This is a genomic window from Cobetia sp. BMC6 (assembly GCF_029991385.1).
Classification (GTDB): Bacteria; Pseudomonadota; Gammaproteobacteria; order Pseudomonadales; family Halomonadaceae; genus Cobetia.
The window spans coordinates 66368-82860 of sequence record NZ_JAKUMF010000002.1 but is presented as its reverse complement, the minus strand read 5'-3'; the positions used below and the strand labels follow the sequence as shown (position 1 = coordinate 82860).

Genomic DNA, 16493 nt, shown 5'->3' with positions numbered 1-16493 from the left:
CTTCTTCCATGACGACTCCGACATCCGCATCGACCATGACACTCACGCTGCCCGCCCCGGCCAAGCTCAACCGCATGCTGCATATCACGGGTCAGCGTGCCGATGGCTATCACGAACTGCAGACGCTGTTCCAGTTTCTCGAGCACGGCGACAGCCTCAGCTTCACGCTGCGCGACGATGAGGCCATCCGCCTCTCACCGCCTATCGAAGGTGTGCCCGAAGAGGCCAACCTGATCGTGCGCGCCGCGCGCCTGCTGCGAGAAGCAGCGCACGCGCAGGGCAAGGTCGCGTCACCCACCGTATTGCCCGGTGTCGATATCACGCTGGAGAAAGTGCTGCCGATGGGGGGCGGTCTGGGTGGCGGCAGCAGCGACGCCGCTACCACCCTGCTGGCACTGGACAGACTCTGGGGGCTCGAGCTTGGCGAAGACGCCCTTGCCGAGCTCGGTCTGTCGCTTGGCGCGGATGTGCCGGTGTTCGTGCGCGGCTTCGCCGCCTGGGCCGAGGGCATCGGTGAACGCCTTGAGCCAGCCCCGCTGGACACCCCATGGTTCGTGGTGATTCACCCCGGTGTCGAGGTCGCCACACCCGCCGTGTTCGGCCACCCGCAATTGACACGTTCCAGCCTCGCGATTAGTATGGCGCGCGCACTGCAGGGGGGCCGCAACGACTGTGAAGTCGTGGTGCGCACTTTGTACCCGGCAGTCGCCGACGCCCTGGACTGGCTGGACCAGTTCGGCACCGCCAGACTGACGGGCACCGGCGCCTGTGTGTTCTGTGCGTTTGACGACGCACGACAGGCCAGCGAGGTGCTGGGTCGACTCGAACTCGAGCGCCCGATGTGGCACGCCTTCTCGGCACGCGGTTGCAATATCTCCCCTCTACATGCCGCTCTGGCTTCGGCCTGAGCACAGCAACTGGTTGAAGTGAACGTTGCTGGGGTATCGCCAAGTGGTAAGGCACCGGTTTCTGGTACCGACATTCCCAGGTTCGAATCCTGGTACCCCAGCCAATCCTGGCCGTTCCCGGTCAACCCGGAATTCTCCACTCCCGAGATCCCACAAGACTCCAAAGGTGGCTGCGCGTGTCAAAACTGATGGTATTCGCGGGGAATGCCAATCCCGCTCTCGCCCGCAAGGTAGCTGAAGCCCTCGATACCCGCCTGGGCCATGCAACCGTCGGTCAGTTCAGCGATGGCGAGATTGCGGTAGAAATCAACGAAAACGTTCGCGGCAAGGACGTCTTCATCATGCAGTCCACCTGCGCACCGACCAACGACAACCTGATGGAGCTGATCCTGATGGTGGACGCGTTGCGTCGTGCGTCTGCGGCGCGTATCACTGCGGTCGTTCCCTACTTCGGTTACGCCCGTCAGGACCGCCGCGTGCGCTCTGCTCGCGTGCCGATCTCGGCGAAGGTGGTCGCGGACATGATGGTCAAGGCTGGCGTCAATCGCGTCATGACCATGGACCTGCATGCCGATCAGATCCAAGGCTTCTTCGATGTGCCGGTGGACAACGTCTACGGCTCACCGATCCTGCTCGACGACATCGAACGTCAGAACTATGACAACCTGATCGTCGTCTCCCCGGATGTGGGCGGCGTGGTACGTGCCCGTGCCATCGCCAAGCAGCTCAACTGCGAGCTGGCCATCATCGACAAGCGTCGCCCCCAGGCCAACCAGGCCCAGGTGATGAACATCATCGGTGATATCAAGGACCGCACCTGCGTGCTGGTCGATGACATGATCGATACCGCCGGCACCCTGTGCAAGGCGGGCGAGGCACTCAAGGATCATGGCGCCAACCGCGTCGTGGCCTATGCGTCCCACGCGATCCTGTCCGGCCCGGCGGTCGACAACATCACCAACTCCGTCCTCGACGAAGTGGTGGTGGCCGACACCATCCCGCTGTCCGACGCCGCGCGTCGTTCCGGCAAGATCCGCCAGCTGACAGTCGCTGGCCTGATCGCCGAGGCGATCCGTCGCGTCAGCAACGAAGAATCCGTCAGCGCCATGTTCCACTGAGTCCTGGCGGCGGGCCCTGCTCGCCACTGCTCGGGGAAGAGGCACTGACACCGGCAGATGATCCATCATCTGCCAACAAGCGGCCGGCCCGGAAATCTCCGGGCCGGCCTCATGGATCCGGCAGCGCTCTGGTCGCGGGGGCTGCCGGATTCTCATTAGACCCTTGAGGTATCTGCAAAATGAAACTGTTCAAACTGAATGCTGAAGTTCGTGAAGACCTGGGGAAAGGTGCGAGCCGCCGCCTGCGTCGTACGAACGACTTCGTGCCGGGAATCGTCTACGGCGCCGACAAGGCCCCGACTCCGATCATGGTCGACAAGCCGAGCCTGTACAAGGCGGTTGACGATGAGGCGTTCTACTCCTCCATCATCACCCTGAATGTTGCTGGCAAGGCCGAGAAAGTCGTCATCCGTGACCTGCAGCGTCACCCGTTCAAGCCGCTGCTGACTCACATCGACTTCCTGCGCATCGACCCGACCCACAAACTGACCATGAACGTGCCGCTGCACATCACTGGTCAGGAAGCCTGTGTCGGCGTCAAGGATCAGGACGGCGTCCTGCACATTCTGGCAACCGACGTCGAAATCAGCTGCCTGCCGGAAGCCCTGCCGGAATACCTGGAGCTGGACGTGTCCAAGCTGGAAGTTGGCCACACCCTGCACCTGTCCGACATCGCTCTGCCGGAAGGCGCCGAGTCCGTTGCACTGTCTCACGGTGCCGATCACGACACCGCTGTGGTCAACGTCACTCGTCCGAACATCTCTGCTGACGCAGAAGATGCCGCTGAAGGCGAAGAAGCCGCTGCAGAATAACGCAGCCTTCTGATCAAGGAGCCAGACGACGCATGTCACGAGTGAAAGCGATCATCGGCCTCGGTAACCCGGGGAACGAATACGAAGACACCCGTCACAATGCCGGCGTCTGGCTCCTTGACGCTCTTGCGCGCCACGGTCACACCACGTTGCGTCCGGAACGCAAGTTCCATGGCCAGTACGCGAAGGTCCACTTCGCAGGTCAGGATCTGCATCTGCTGTTCCCATCGACGTTCATGAATCGCAGCGGTCAGGCCGTGGCCGCATTGTGCAACTTCTACAAGCTCGCACCGGATGAACTGCTCGTCGCTCACGATGAGCTGGACATCGACCCCGGCACCGCCCGCTACAAGCAGGGTGGCGGCCATGGTGGTCATAACGGATTGCGCGACATCATCAGTGCACTGGGCAACGACAAGTCGTTCCATCGTGCCCGCATCGGCATCGGCCACCCCGGCAATGCCAAGCTGGTGACCAACTTCGTGCTCGGGCGTCCCGGCAAGGCTGAACGCCAGGCCATCGACGACGCCATCGACGAAGTGGTGATGACCCTCCCCGACGCCATCAGTGGCGAATGGGCGCGGGCCATGAATCGCCTGCACTCCTTCAAGAGCTGAACCCCTGCATCACCCCTCTCCGAATTTCGGTGATTCGCTCAACGCATCACCTCGCTTGCGTATGAGTGTCTCGCCACGCGATCAGCAGCAAAAGGCATCATTTGTCGCGCGACATGCGCCCAATGGATGACCTCGGCGGCATGAGGCCTTACACTTCCCGCCTGTCTTCATTCCGTGCCTGCCCACTCGTTTCCCCGCATGCCCAGTGTCTGTGCACTCAGAGCCTGCTGGTCGAGACGACTGCCAGTGCCACGCCCCATTCGATACGTCACACCAGGATCTAGCGCCATGGGTTTCAATTGCGGCATCGTCGGCCTGCCGAACGTCGGCAAGTCCACTCTCTTCAATGCACTGACCAAGTCTGGCATTGACGCCGAGAACTTCCCCTTCTGCACCATCGAGCCGAACACCGGTATCGTGCCGATGCCTGACCCTCGCCTGAACGCGCTGGCCGAGATCGTCAAGCCGGAGAAGGTGATTCCGACCACCATGGAATTCGTCGACATCGCGGGTCTGGTCGCGGGCGCTTCCAAGGGCGAAGGTCTGGGCAACAAGTTCCTGGCCAACATCCGTGAGACCGACGCCATCGCGCACGTGGTGCGCTGCTTCGAGGATGACAACGTCATCCACGTCGCCAACCACGTCGACCCGGCCGCCGACATCGAGACCATCAACATCGAGCTGGCCCTGGCCGACCTCGACAGCGTCGAGCGCAGCATCCAGCGTCTGACCCGTGTCGCCAAGGGCGGCGACAAGGAAGCCATCGCCACCAAGGCCGTGCTGGAACGTATCCAGCCGCACCTGGCCGAAGGCCAGCCGCTGCGCAGCTTCGGCCTCAGCGATGACGACCTGAAGATCGTGCGCGGCTTCGGCTTCCTGACCCTCAAGCCGACCATGTACATCGCCAACGTCAGCGAGGAAGGCTTCGAGAACAATCCCTACCTCGATATCGTGCGCGGCATTGCCGCCAACGAAGGCGCCAGCGTCGTGCCGGTGTGCAACAAGATCGAAGCCGAGATCGCCGAGCTGGACGAGGAAGAGCGCGAGATGTTCCTCGATGAGCTGGGCATGGAAGAGCCGGGCCTGGACCGCGTCATCCGCGCCGGTTATGAGCTGCTGGGTCTGCAGACCTACTTCACCGCTGGCGTGAAGGAAGTGCGTGCCTGGACCGTCAAGATCGGCGCTACCGCACCGGAAGGCGCTGGTGTCATCCACACCGACTTCCAGAAAGGCTTCATCCGTGCCGAAGTCATTTCCTATGACGACTTCATCGCCTACAAGGGCGAGCAAGGCGCCAAGGATGCCGGCAAGTGGCGCCTGGAAGGCAAGGACTACATCCTCAAGGATGGCGACGTGGTGCACTACCGCTTCAATGTCTGATGGCTCACAGGTGCCCGGCGACGCCCGGGCCCAGCTGATGCCCTGACAGCCTGTCCTGACGGAACGTCCCTGATCTCTCACGAGGCCAGGGGCGTTCTGCGTTGTGGCGCGGAAACCTCATCCAGCGGAAGCTCAGCCAGCAGTAGGCTCAGTTCACCGAGGGCTCTACCAGCGGCACCTGCAGCCACTGCGCGGCCTGTCTGGCGAGCTGATCTGCCAGCGTCTGCGCCAGCCGCGAACGACCCGCCTCGCGTCGCCACATGGCACTCAGCACCAGCTCACCCGCCTGGGGCAGCTGACGCGCGCTCAAGCCGCGCTCCGTAGTGGCGGCATGCGCCGTGAGTGCATCGACCACCGCCAGCCCCTCCCCCGCCTGAACCAGCGCCGCCGCCAGGGGATAGGTCTGCACTCGCGTCATGATGCGCGGTGAAGATGGCAAAGCGCTTGAAGCTTCCTGCGCCACGCTCGCCAGCAGACCATCGAGTCGCCGCGCCAGCGGATCGTACGCCCCCAGGGCGATCAGGCGCTGACCGGCCAGCTCCGCCACCGTCATCGGCGTCTGCTGACAGTCCTGTGCCCAATACCCTTCGGGCGCGAGCACCAGTAGCGGCATGCGCACCAGCGGACGCGTCATCAGTGCAGGATGCGTCGGCGCACTCAGCGTGAAGGCGATATCGACCTCATGCAGCAACAGGGCATCGACGATCTCGCGGGTATGCTGGGTCGCCAGCTCACAGCTGACCCGTGGCTGACGCCTGCGCCACTGACCCAGTGCCTGTGGCAGCAATTGCTGGGCGATGGCAGGCGTCGCCACCACCTTGAGCGTGCGTGCCTCGCCCTCGCGCAAGCCATCGACCAGCCGCCTCACATCGTCCAGCTGACCGAGCATTCCCTGGCTGGCCGCTTCCAGCTTGCGCGCCTCCTCGGTGGGATGAAGCTGCCCTGCACTGCGCGTGAACAACGTAATGCCCCACTGGCGCTCGACCTGCTGCAGCGCCTTGCTCGCCGCCGGCTGGGAGATATGCAGCAACCTCGCCGCGCCGGTCACGCTGCCGGCCTGCAGGACGGCGTGAAAGATTTCCAGGTCCCTGAGCCGCATGCACTATCTTCCTGTCCGGTTGTCTTATCTAGAGGGCTCACTTGAGGGCGCACTTGAGCGCCTGTGCATCAGGTTACCCCATAACCTCGGGTTATGACGCGACACATCCTTTTCATTCGCCACTCACGCAAGCGACCGGCAAGCTCGAGCACAACGCAACACGACCTTCACGACCTTCACGACCCGGGAGCCCAGCATGCAACGCCACGTGACTGTCATCGGAGGCGGCGTGATCGGCCTCGCCAGTGCCCACGCCCTGGTGCGCGCCGGCCACTGCGTGACCCTGATCGACGCCCATGCCGAGGTTGCCAGCGAGACCAGCCGCGCCAATGGCGGTCAGCTGAGCTATCGCTATGTGGCACCACTGGCCGATAGCGGCGTGCCCCGCCAGGCCATCAAGTGGCTGCTGGCAGGCAACGAGGCACCGCTGAAACTGCGCCCCAATCTTGACCCCGCACAATGGCGCTGGATGGCCCGATTTGTGGCCGCCTGCAATCACCCTACCCATCAGGCCAGCGCAACTCAGATGCTCTCGCTGGCGCTGCACAGCCAGGCGATCATGAGCGAGTGGCGCGCACGAGATGCGCTCGGCGACTTCGCCTGGCAGCAGCGCGGCAAGCTAGTGATCCATCGTGATCCCGAGGTGCTCGACAAGGCGGCCGCCGCGCGCGTCGCCCCGCAGGACCAACAGGTACTCGATGCACGCCAATGCATCGCGCTGGAGCCCTCACTGACCCACCAGCAAGCCCATCTGTCGGGCGGCATCTTCAGCGCTTCGGACGAGACGGCGGATTGCCATGCTTTCTGTCAGGCACTGGAGCGCAAGCTGCAGGCCTCCGAGCGCTATACACGCATCGCCAATACCCGCGTCGCCCCGCTGAGCGCACGCAACGGGCGCATCGCGCAGCTCGATCTCAGACATCTTGATGGCCGCCGAGAATGCCTCCCCGTCGATGAGGTCGTCATCGCGGCCGGCAATCATGCCGCCGAGCTGGTACGCCCCCTGGGTATCCGCCTGCCCTTGCAGCCGCTCAAGGGCTATAGCCTCACCTTGGCGCTGACGGCTGACACCCCCGAGACGGCCGCGCCGCGCATCAGCGTCACCGACTCGGCACGCAAGGTGGTCTACGCCGACCTGGAGTCGTCGGCATCGCGCCAGCTGCGCGTCGCGGCGATGGTGGATATCGGCCAGCGGGAACGCGACAGCTTCCACCCCGAACTGGATGAGCAGCGCATTGCCGCCCTGCGCAAGCTGGCCAGCGATACCTTCCCCGAAGCCGGCGATTTCGCGCAGGCCACTCCCTGGGCCGGACTGCGCCCCAGTACGCCCAAGGGGCCGCCGATCCTCGGCCCTCCCCGGCAAGCGAACAGCCCGGGCAATCTGTGGCTGAACGTCGGCCATGGCAGCCTGGGCTTCACGCTGGCCTGCGCCAGTGGCAACCTCATCGCACGCGCCATCTCGCGAGAGGCTCTCCCCGGCACACTCTCCGATAGCCTACCTGATGCCCTCGCTGCGCGGCCTGGACGCTAGCCCGATGAATTCCCTGCCACTTTTTCGCGCTGATGCATTGACAACATCACGGGCAATCCGTAATATTCGCCTCCGTTGGACGGCTACATAGCTCAGCTGGTTAGAGCACATCACTCATAATGATGGGGTCCCCTGTTCAAATCAGGGTGTAGCCACCAACCAAGATTCGAAAGGCCTGACTGCTTGCAGTCAGGCCTTTTTCGTTGTGCGCGATCTATACACATGACTCGCGCATCCGGCGCCCTGCGCCGTAGCCCTCGAGCCAGGTCACAGGCAACAAAAAGGGCGACCCACAGGCCGCCCTTTTTCCGGGCTCGTCTTCTTACACTACGCGCCCGCTCTCCCAGCACACTCCGGCTCGACTCAGTCCAGCTGCTCGCGATTGCAGAAGGCTACCAGCACCTTGATCAGCATGGCGACATCGGCACTGCCGGATGTCTCACGAATCGAGTGCATGCCCCACTGCGGCAGCCCCACATCCAGGGTCGGCACCCCCACCTCACTGGCGGTGATCGGCCCGATGGTGCTGCCACAGCCCATGTCGGCACGACTGACGAAGGTCTGCACCGGCACATCCTGCTCGCGACACATCTCGCGGAACAGCCCGGCCGTGGTGCTGTTGGTGGCGTAACGCTGATTGGCATTGACCTTGATGACCGGCCCGGCATTCAACTTCGGCCCATGCCTCGCATCATGCTTGTCTGCGAAATTGGGGTGCACGGCGTGAGCATTATCGCAAGAAATCATCAAGGAGCGCTGCACAAGGCACTGATAGCCTTCTTCGCTGTCCAAGCCGACGTAGTGATTGATGCGCTTGAGCACATCGGCAAGGAAGGGCCCTTGGGCACCACAGGCGCTGGCACTGCCGACTTCTTCATGATCGGTGGTGACGAACAGCGCCCCCTGACTGCCGTCGGCCTCCAGCAGCGCCTCGAGACCGACGAAACAGGACAGCAGATTGTCGAGGCGGGCACTGGTGATCAACTCGCCCTTCAGCCCCGACTGCGCCGCCGGCTGCAGATCATGCAGGCCCAGCTCGAAGTCGACGACATCCGCGACCCGCACGCCGTGCTGCTCCTCGATCAGATCGATCAACAGCGCGTTGAAGGCCTCCGCGGGCGTCCCGGCCTCGTCATCCAGCTGCATGACCACGGCTGACATCTGGGTCTGGGCATTGATGGCACGCCCACTGTTGACGTCACGATCCAGATGGATCGCCAGGCTCGGCACGCAGGCAAACGGACGCATGACCGCCAGCAGCAGCGTCTCGCGACGACCGTCCGCATGCCGCACCTGGGCACGCCCCGCAAGCCCCAGATCGCGATCGAACCAGGTGCTCAGCAACACGCCGCCATAGGTCTCGACACCCAGCGTCAACCAGCCCTGACTGACCTGTGCCGGATTGGGCTTCAAACGCAGACAAGGCGAATCGGTGTGCGCACCGATCATCCGAAGTGAGCTCAGCGGCGTATCACCCTTCGGGAGCTGAAAGGCGATCAACGAGGAATCATTGCGCGTGACATAGGCGCGATCACCGGGCGCCAGCTGCCAGGAAGATGTCTCGCTGAGGCGACGGTAGCCCGCCTGCTCAAGACGCTGCGCCATGGAAGCCGTCGCGTGCCACGGCGTGGGAGAAGAAGACAGGAAGTCGAGCAGTGCGGGAACGCGGGAATCCGCAATCGCATGAGTCATGATGGCGTCTGGTCCTCGAAGATATATGCAAGGCACTGTATAAGAAGAAACATGATGGGAAAACCTGTGATGACCCTTCGATGACACGACTGCCATCCAGTCACCACACAGGGGGCGTCCAAAGGCGCGACATGCCAGCCAAAGGCCTGCGCTGACAGAGTTTTCACAACCCCAACGCATCAACGCCAGACAACTGTGTATGGTGCATGAGACTGCTACAATGCCCGCTCGACCCCCTGCGGGGAGGTCGTTCAGGGAGCAGAGTGTACATGAATCGGGAGTGCTTCATTGATGAGCCTGTTCGCAAACGTCCGGCGCACGGCATTCGTTGCCCTGTGTCTTGCCATGGCCGGCCCTGCCAGTGCCGCGGTCACCCCTACTGACGCCGATGCACAGGCTGCTCGCGAAGTTGCCGAGTCTTTGCGCTATGGGCATTACGAAGATGTGACCCTGGATGACCACTGGGCCAACCGCGCCTTCACGCAATACCTCAAGACTCTCGACCCCCAGAAAGCCTACTTGCTGGATGCGGACATCAGCGAATTCAGCGACCTGCGTCATGATTTCGACGACGCCATGGTCGATGGTGACCTCGAGCGCCTCTATGGACTCTACGATCGCTATCAACAACGCCTCACCGCACGCCTCACCTGGCTGGTGAAGACGCTGGATGCCAAGCCGAGCTTCGATTTCGACAAGGACGATCGCCTGGCGCTGGACCGCAAGGACAGCCCGTGGGCCGATAGCGAGCAGGAGCTCGACGAGCTGTGGCGCAAGCGCCTCAAGAATGCCTGGCTGTCGATGTCGCTGTCCGACAAGAGCGATGACGAGATCGCCAGGACGCTCAGCGAGCGCTATTCCAATCAGCTCAAGCGCATCAAGCAGACCAACGATGAAGATATCCTGACGCTGGTGATGCATGCCGTGACCGGCAGCATCGACCCGCACAGTGAATACTTCTCGCCGCGTCAGGGTGAATCCTTCGACATCCAGATGAAGCTGTCACTGGACGGCATCGGCGCCCTGCTGCAATCCGAAGGCGAATACGTCAAGGTCTCGAGCCTCGTGCCCGGCGGCCCTGCCGAGAAGGATGGCGAACTCAAGCCGGCTGACCGCATCGTGGCCGTCGGCCAGGGCCAGGGCGACAGCGAGTGGACCAACGTGGTCGGCATGCGCCTGGATGATGTCGTGGATCTGATCCGTGGCCCGAAGGGCTCCGTCGTGCGCCTGGAAGTGATCCCGGCCCAGTCACTGGATGTCACCAAGACGCGTGAGCTGGATATCACCCGCGACACCGTCAAGCTCGAGGACCAGGCCGCCAATGCCAAGGTCATCGACGTCAAGCGCGATGATGGCGTCCACAGGATCGGCGTCATTCATGTGCCCGCCTTCTATGTCGATTTCGATGCCTGGCAGGCCGGTGAAGACGACTACCGCAGCACCACCCGCGACGTGGCGCGCCTGATCGATGAACTGAAGGCCAAGCAGGTGGAAGGCATCATTCTCGATCTGCGCAACAACGGCGGCGGTGCCCTGCAGGAAGCCAATTCGATGATCGGCCTGTTCATCGATCGCGGCCCCACCGTGCAGGTGCGTGATGCACGCGGCCGTATCAGCCTCTACGGCGATACCGACGCCGGCACCCACTATGACGGCCCGCTGACCGTACTGGTCAACCGCCTCTCGGCCTCGGCATCCGAAATCTTCGCCGGCGCGATCCAGGACTACGGCCGCGGCCCGATACTCGGCAGCCAGACCTTCGGCAAGGGCACGGTGCAGACCATCTCCTCGCTGAGCGAAGGCGAGATCAAGCTGACCCGCGCCAAGTTCTATCGCATCTCCGGCGACTCGACCCAGAACAAGGGTGTGAAGCCGGACATCGCCTTCCCCAGCGTCATCGACCCGCAGGAGATCGGCGAATCCAGCCTCGACTACGCGCTGCCCTGGGACCAGGTACGCCCGGTGAAGTATCGCCGCTACGGTGAACCAGCACGCTATCTGGCCGCCTTGCGCGCCCGCCACCAGAGCCGCGTCGAACAGGACCCCAACTTCAGCTACCTGAAGAGCGAAGTCGCGCTGTCAAAGGCACTGCGCGCGCAGCAGACCAGCATCAGCCTCAATCGCGAGCAGCGCAAACGCGAGATGGATGCCCAGGAAGCCGAGCAGCTGGCACTGGAAAACAAACGCCGTCGTGCCCTCAACCTCGAGCCACTGACAAGCTTTGCCGAACTCGATGCCGCCAGCGACCACATCTCTTCCCCCGAGAGCGTTCCCGAGCAGGAAGCCGGTATCGAAGAAGGCAGCAGCGACAAGGAAGCCAAGGACCCGATCGATCAGGCCCAGCTTCAGGAAAGTGCCGAGATCCTGCTCGACTACGCCCACCTCACCGGTGATCGCTAGGCCCTCAGGACTCGCGCCATGACCCGCGTTTGACGAAGCTGGTCGACCGCCAAGGCCCCTGCTCTCATGCAACACCGAGCGCAGGGGCTTTTTCTTGCCACAAAGAAAGTCTGTGGCACGCAGCATCACGGCCGCGCGAGGCAGCAACGCGCGCACAACAACGCACAGACAGCAGCAACTAGACAGAAAGCGCAGCAGCAGAAACACAATGGCCAGCATCACAACGTCAGGCAGAGCCGCGTAGAGAACGACAGTAGAAGGCTGGCGACGCGAGAGCACGCTCGAGGCAGAAAGCACGAGACATCTGACAGGTGGAGGAGCAGGAACGGATTGATGAGCAGGGCTGACAAGCCAGGATTACGAACAGAGCTCAAGCGCAAAGCAACAAGCAAAGCTCAGGCAGCGATGATGCCACCAGCAGAGAACACGAGGGGAAGCAGGGAAATGATATTGGCTCCTCGAACAGGACTCGAACCTGTGACCCAATGATTAACAGTCATTTGCTCTACCAACTGAGCTATCGAGGAACAACAAATATCGATCGATATCAGGGCGATATCGAAGCTGACGACGAGGAACTCATCTATCAGCGTCATTTCCGGCATTGGCAGGAAGCCTTGGATTGGCTCCTCGAACAGGACTCGAACCTGTGACCCAATGATTAACAGTCATTTGCTCTACCAACTGAGCTATCGAGGAACGACCGGAAATCCATATGTCAGTGACATCATCATGGATGCTATCAGGCTGACATTTCAAGCATGCTGCATGTGCTATTGGCTCCTCGAACAGGACTCGAACCTGTGACCCAATGATTAACAGTCATTTGCTCTACCAACTGAGCTATCGAGGAACAACCTTGAACACGCGACGAATTATACGGAAATACTCAATGGCGTCAACCACCTTCGGCCATTCAGACCACCGCAGAACTCGCTGGATTCCTCCTGCCGGATCCACCTCCGAAAGCGCACGAAGCGACATCCAGATGTGACAAGGCCCGCACGGATGCAGGCCTTGGAATCACTGGTGGCTACACCCTGATTTGAACAGGGGACCCCATCATTATGAGTGATGTGCTCTAACCAGCTGAGCTATGTAGCCACACGACGAGGCGTATATTGCAGGTCAGGCTGCTGAATTGCAAGCACTTTTTATCAAAAGCTCAACAGACGAGCCCGACGGGCCGATCAGATCCCCAGCGATGTCTTCACCGCGGCAAGGCCAGGCTGGCCCTCCACGGTCTCGACCCCCTTGAGCCAGGCCTCCAGCACCTGCGGGTTCTGCTTGAGCCAACTGGCCGCCGCGTCATCCGGGTCTTCGCCGCCATCCATGATGTCACCCATCAACTGGTTTTCCATCTCCAGGGTGAACTCGAGATTGGAAAGCAGGGCCCCGACGTTGGTGCATGCTTCGCTGTAGCCCGCGCGGGTGTTGGTATACACCGTCGCACCGCCCAGATTCGGCCCGAAGTAATCATCGGCCCCTTCCAGATAGCCCATCTCGAAGCGGGTGTTCATCGGGTGCGGTTCCCAGCCAAGGAACACCACCCACTCCTTGGCGGCAATCTTCGATTTCACTTCCGCCAGCATGCCGGCTTCCGAGGAGTCAATCATCTCGAACTCGCCCATGCCGAAGGCGTCGTCGTCGATCATGTCGGCAATGATCATGTTGCCGTCGTTGCCCGCCTCTATCCCGTAGATGCGACCGTCGAACTTCTCGAGATTGTCGGCAAGGTCCGCCACCGAGGTCACGCCGGCATCCAGTACATACTGCGGCACCGCCAGGGTGTATTTCGCGCCCTGGAGATTGGCGCGCGGGCGATCGACCTGCCCCTTGTCGATGTAGGGGTCACTGATGGAGGCCATCGACGGCATCCAGTTGCCCAGGAAGACATCGAAGTCATCATTCTTCATGCCGGCATAGGCGATCGGCACCGAGATGGTGTCAGAGGTCGTCTCATAGCCCAGCCCTTCCAGCACGGCACGCGTCAGGGCGGTGGTTGCCGTGATGTCCGTCCAGCCGACTTCGGCGAAACGCACAGTGCGACATTCTTCCGTCACGGCGGCCAGGGCCTGATTCGCCATGACCGGCACGGCGATGACGCCCAGTGCCAACAGCACCTTACCAGGTGATCGTTTCATGCTAACCCCTTGTTTTATTGTTCATTGTCAGTCAACTCTCAAGCGCCGGTGCAACGTTCAACCTACGTTGAGATCGACATGCTGCCCTTCCATGTTCTACCGCACTGTAGCGCTTTTACCAACCGACCTCGCCAACCCACAGTCTTTCACGCCCGCCTGTCGCTGGCCGTCACCTGACCTCGATTCCTCGCCCGCCTCCCCTCTGATACCCTCCCGGACTGCCTGTTGACAGCCCCCTGGCTGCCCCGCCCTGCCTCAACTTGACGCATCGAGAACCAGCCTCTACACTTTTTGTTAATTGAACGTTCAATAAAAACTTTGCACACGACAGCATGGTGCAGCGCTCGCGGCAAACCGGTGATGATCCAGTACCATGGCCACACCCGGTGTCACACCGACCCGATATACGAAAAGGACTCCGTTGATGCCCAAAGTGGGAATGGAACCTATCCGCCGCCGCCAGTTGATCCAGGCCACCATGCAAGCCATCGATGAGGCTGGACTCGCCGACGCGACCGTGGCCCGTATCGCCCGTCACGCAGGTGTATCCACCGGTATCATCAGCCACTATTTCGGCGGCAAGGATGGCTTGATGGAAGCCACCATGCGCCAGATTCTCACTGACCTGCGCAGCGCCGTCAGTGAGCGTCGCGCCGCACTGGCAGATGATGACGTCCGCAGCCATCTGCGCGCGGTGATCGACGGCAACTTTGACCGCAGCCAGGTCAGTCAGAGTGTCTCCAAGACCTGGCTGGCCTTCTGGGCCTCCAGCATGCACCGCATTCCGCTGGAACGCCTGCAGCGGGTCAACGACAGGCGGCTGATCTCCAATCTGTGTGCCCTGTTCCGCCGCTGCATGCCGCTGAACGAGGCACGTGATGCCGCGGCCGGACTGGCCGCCCTGATCGACGGCTTGTGGTTGCGCGGTACGCTGGACCCGACCGGCCTCGATGTCGAGCGCGCACGCCGCCTCGCCTACGAATATGCCGACTACCAGCTGACACGTCACATGACAGTATCCCTGAACGCGACAGACTCCCCCACTTCCCCTGAACCCAGTAAGGAGCGCACGCATGGCTAACGGCAACGCAAGCTTCCCGACCCAGACCCTCTACATCGGTGGCCGTCGGGTCGAGGCTACCTCCGGCGAGACCTTCGAGACCGTCAACCCGGCCACCGGCGAAGTCATCGCCGAGATCCAGCAGGCCAGCGGTGCCGACGTCGATACCGCCGTCGAAAGCGCCCTGCAGGGTCAGAAGGTGTGGGCCGCGATGACCGGCATGGAGCGTTCACGCATCCTGCGCCGCGCCGTCGATCTGCTGCGCGAGCGCAACGACGAACTGGCGCTGCTCGAGACACTCGACACCGGTAAGCCGCTGTCCGAGACCGAAGCGGTCGACATCGTCACCGGTGCCGATGCACTCGAGTACTACGCGGGCCTCGCGCCGGCCATCGAAGGCAGCCAGATGCCGCTGCGTCAGGAAGCCTTCGTCTATACCCGCAAGGAGCCGCTGGGCGTCATCGGCGCCATCGGTGCCTGGAACTACCCGATCCAGATTGCCTGCTGGAAGTCCGCCCCGGCCCTCGCCGCCGGCAACGCCATGGTCTTCAAGCCCAGCGAAGTCACGCCGCTGAGCGCACTGAAGCTGGCCGAGATCTTCACCGAAGCCGGCCTGCCGGACGGCGTGTTCAATGTCGTGCAGGGCGATGCCCGCGTCGGCGTGATGCTCACCGAGCACCCGGATATCGCCAAGATCTCCTTCACCGGGGAAGCCGGTACCGGCAAGAAGGTCATGTCCGCTTCCGCCTCTTCCAGCCTCAAGGAAGTCACCATGGAGCTGGGCGGCAAGTCCCCGCTGCTGGTATTCGCCGACTCCGATCTCGACCGCGCCGCCGACGGCGCCATGATGGCCAACTTCTACAGCTCCGGTCAGGTGTGCACCAACGGCACCCGCGTCTTCATCGAAGCCAGCGTCAAGGAGGCCTTCGAGGCCAAGATCGTCGAGCGCGTCGCGCGCATCAAGGCCGGCGACCCGCAGGATCGCGCCACCACCTTCGGTCCGCTGGTCAGCTTCGAGCACCTGGACAAGGTCGTCTCCTATCTGGAGATCGCCAAGCAGGACGGCGCACGTCTGCTGGTCGGCGGTGAGCGCATGAGCGAAGGCGACTTCGCCAAGGGCGCCTGGGTCGCACCGACCGTCTACACCGACTGCAGCGATGACATGCGCATCGTGCAGGAAGAGATCTTCGGTCCGGTGATGTCCATCCTGTCCTTCGACAGTGAAGAGGAAGTCATCCGTCGCGCCAACGACACCACCTATGGACTGGCGGCTGGCCTGTTCACCGAGAGCCTGAACCGCGCGCATCGCGTGATTCACCAGCTCGAAGCCGGTATCTGCTGGGTCAACACCTGGGGCGAGTCGCCGTCCGAGATGCCGGTCGGCGGCTACAAGCAGTCCGGTATCGGTCGCGAGAACGGTGTCGAGACGCTGTCTCATTACACCCAGACCAAGTCCGTGCTGGTCGAGATGGGCCCGTTCGAGTCCGCCTTCTGAGCCATCACTGGCCGAAAGGCCTGACGACAGCAGCATCCTCTGGCGCCAGAGGCTGAAGTACCGGGCCTCAATACCGGGACTAAGCAAGACGAAGCGCCAGATGCCCCACCTGCCGGCATGTCGAACACTCGCCATGCCGGCTGCACGCCGTGTCGCTCGCCAGCGCCGCGCGCGGTGCCCGAATTCCGATGAGTCGTCGAGTCCCCTGTGGCAGCTTGCTGTCATGCGGTGCCCCGA

Annotated in this window: 12 protein-coding genes and 6 tRNA genes; 11 read left to right on the top strand and 7 right to left on the bottom strand. The window is 62.4% G+C overall.

From position 1 onward, the window contains the following. Positions 1-35: 35 nt before the first annotated feature. From ispE to ychF, 6 genes are all read left to right on the top strand, one after another. Positions 36-908 carry a 4-(cytidine 5'-diphospho)-2-C-methyl-D-erythritol kinase gene (ispE, locus tag MKZ40_RS04570; protein ID WP_175088359.1) on the top strand — a complete coding sequence of 291 codons (873 nt, stop codon included), beginning with the start codon at positions 36-38 and terminating at the stop codon, positions 906-908. Between the two features lie 29 nt (positions 909-937). Then, a tRNA-Gln gene (locus tag MKZ40_RS04565) sits at positions 938-1012 on the top strand. Positions 1013-1084: 72 nt separating this feature from the next. Next, the gene (locus MKZ40_RS04560) at positions 1085-2026 is read left to right on the top strand and encodes a ribose-phosphate pyrophosphokinase (protein WP_172978614.1); all 942 of its coding nucleotides are present in this window, start codon (positions 1085-1087) and stop codon (positions 2024-2026) included. Positions 2027-2205: 179 nt separating this feature from the next. After that, positions 2206-2838, top strand: coding sequence for a 50S ribosomal protein L25/general stress protein Ctc (locus MKZ40_RS04555; RefSeq protein ID WP_175088360.1), 633 nt, complete (start codon positions 2206-2208; stop codon positions 2836-2838). A 32-nt stretch (positions 2839-2870) separates the two neighbouring features. Next, the gene (gene pth / locus MKZ40_RS04550) at positions 2871-3455 is read left to right on the top strand and encodes an aminoacyl-tRNA hydrolase (protein ID WP_043335900.1); all 585 of its coding nucleotides are present in this window, start codon (positions 2871-2873) and stop codon (positions 3453-3455) included. Between the two features lie 288 nt (positions 3456-3743). Beyond that, on the top strand, positions 3744-4835 hold the full coding sequence (gene ychF, locus MKZ40_RS04545) for a redox-regulated ATPase YchF (protein WP_175088361.1): 1092 nt from the start codon (positions 3744-3746) through the stop codon (positions 4833-4835). A 148-nt stretch (positions 4836-4983) separates the two neighbouring features. Here ychF and MKZ40_RS04540 read toward each other — a convergent pair whose 3' ends face one another. Further along, a complete protein-coding gene (locus MKZ40_RS04540) occupies positions 4984-5934 on the bottom strand; it encodes a LysR family transcriptional regulator (protein WP_175088362.1) in 951 nt (316 codons plus the stop codon). Positions 5935-6130: 196 nt separating this feature from the next. On the opposite strand from MKZ40_RS04540, the gene MKZ40_RS04535 reads away from it, so the two are divergent. Both MKZ40_RS04535 and MKZ40_RS04530 read left to right on the top strand, forming a co-directional pair. After that, positions 6131-7465 (top strand): FAD-dependent oxidoreductase, encoded by a 1335-nt coding sequence (locus MKZ40_RS04535; RefSeq protein WP_175088363.1) that lies wholly within the window; start codon positions 6131-6133, stop codon positions 7463-7465. Between the two features lie 81 nt (positions 7466-7546). Next, positions 7547-7623: transfer RNA gene (locus tag MKZ40_RS04530), tRNA-Met, on the top strand. Positions 7624-7828: 205 nt separating this feature from the next. Here the strand turns inward: MKZ40_RS04530 and MKZ40_RS04525 are convergent. Beyond that, positions 7829-9157, bottom strand: a complete 1329-nt coding sequence (locus MKZ40_RS04525; protein WP_175088364.1) for a M18 family aminopeptidase — start codon at positions 9155-9157, stop codon at positions 7829-7831. Between the two features lie 291 nt (positions 9158-9448). On the opposite strand from MKZ40_RS04525, the gene MKZ40_RS04520 reads away from it, so the two are divergent. Continuing rightward, positions 9449-11557: a carboxy terminal-processing peptidase gene (locus tag MKZ40_RS04520; protein ID WP_175088365.1), complete on the top strand. Its 2109-nt coding sequence runs from the start codon at positions 9449-9451 to the stop codon at positions 11555-11557. 451 nt (positions 11558-12008) lie between these two features. Here MKZ40_RS04520 and MKZ40_RS04515 read toward each other — a convergent pair. From MKZ40_RS04515 to MKZ40_RS04495, 5 genes are all read right to left on the bottom strand, one after another. Beyond that, a tRNA-Asn gene (locus MKZ40_RS04515) sits at positions 12009-12084 on the bottom strand. 96 nt (positions 12085-12180) lie between these two features. Beyond that, positions 12181-12256: transfer RNA gene (locus MKZ40_RS04510), tRNA-Asn, on the bottom strand. 78 nt (positions 12257-12334) lie between these two features. Beyond that, positions 12335-12410 (bottom strand) — tRNA-Asn (locus tag MKZ40_RS04505). 174 nt (positions 12411-12584) lie between these two features. Then, positions 12585-12661, bottom strand: a tRNA-Met gene (locus MKZ40_RS04500). 86 nt (positions 12662-12747) lie between these two features. Further along, positions 12748-13644 carry a choline ABC transporter substrate-binding protein gene (locus tag MKZ40_RS04495; protein WP_254627209.1) on the bottom strand — a complete coding sequence of 299 codons (897 nt, stop codon included), beginning with the start codon at positions 13642-13644 and terminating at the stop codon, positions 12748-12750. 481 nt (positions 13645-14125) lie between these two features. Here MKZ40_RS04495 and betI point away from each other — a divergent pair, with 481 nt between their 5' ends. Further along, on the top strand, positions 14126-14782 hold the full coding sequence (gene betI / locus MKZ40_RS04490; RefSeq protein ID WP_175090571.1) for a transcriptional regulator BetI: 657 nt from the start codon (positions 14126-14128) through the stop codon (positions 14780-14782). Continuing rightward, positions 14775-16256: a betaine-aldehyde dehydrogenase gene (betB, locus tag MKZ40_RS04485; RefSeq protein ID WP_175090572.1), complete on the top strand. Its 1482-nt coding sequence runs from the start codon at positions 14775-14777 to the stop codon at positions 16254-16256. Before betI ends, betB begins: the two co-directional genes overlap by 8 nt. Positions 16257-16493 lie beyond the last annotated feature (237 nt).